This is a genomic window from Micrococcus sp. HG099, assembly GCF_024723355.1.
Lineage (GTDB): Bacteria > Actinomycetota > Actinomycetes > Actinomycetales > Micrococcaceae > Micrococcus > Micrococcus endophyticus.
Map to the genome: position 1 here is coordinate 1 of NZ_JANQCJ010000273.1, position 855 is coordinate 855.

Annotated in this window: 1 protein-coding gene; it reads right to left on the minus strand. The window is 77.5% G+C overall.

Translation table 11 applies throughout. The features are described 5' to 3' along the window. Positions 1-84 precede the first annotated feature (84 nt). Positions 85-855: PD-(D/E)XK nuclease family protein (locus NWP10_RS12175; RefSeq protein ID WP_258301078.1), on the minus strand; the 771-nt coding region annotated here is incomplete at its 5' end.

Sequence of the window (855 nt, forward strand, 5' to 3'; positions counted from 1 at the left end):
ACGACGCGCAGCGCCACGCAGCCGTGCAGGAGGGCTCGGCGCCGGGCGGCGCGGAGCCGGACGGGGCCTCCGGCGGCCGCCGGGTCACCGACGCCTGAGCGCCTCGGCGAGACGGCGCTCGAGCTCGGCCTCGCCCGGCAGGTCCGGGAAGGACCGCTCCTGCCCGTGCGCCACGTAGACGAAGCTCGCGCCGATCCGCTCGAGCGGGATCCCGTGCAGCCGTGACCAGGCGAGCCGGTAGACGGCCAGCTGGAGGGACTTCAGCTCGAGGTCCCGGCCCCGCGGGACAGCGCCGGTCTTCCAGTCGACGAGCTCCCAGTCGGCCTCCGGGTCCACGGGGTTCCGCGGGTCTCCCCCGGAGCGGTAGATCGCGTCCACGCGGCCGCGCAGGGTGATCCCGCCGACGGTGGTCTCCACGGGCGCCTCCACGAACGCCGGCGTGCGCTCGGCCCAGCGCGAGGATCGGAACCAGGCCTGCATGGGCTCGAGGTCGAGGGCCTCGTCCACCCAGAGGTCCTCGGCGTCCTCCGCGGAGTCGATGTCCAGCATGCCGGTGGCGCCGAAGCGCTCCTCCAGCCAGGCGTGGAAGGCGGTGCCGCGGCGCGCGGCGTGCGCGGGCGGACGCGGCAGGGGGCGCCGCAGCTGCTCCGCCACGGCCTGCGGGTCCGCGGCGAGCTCCCCGTAGAGGGAGACCGAGACGTGATCCGGCAGCGCGACGTCCCCGCCGGAGCCCGCGACGTCGCGCCGGCGCAGCAGCACCCAGTCCACCTGGCGGGCGAGCTCGGGCTCGGCGGCCAGCGCGGACGGCTCGGCGGCGCGCACGGCGGCCGCGGCCGCCTCGACGGCGTCCCGACG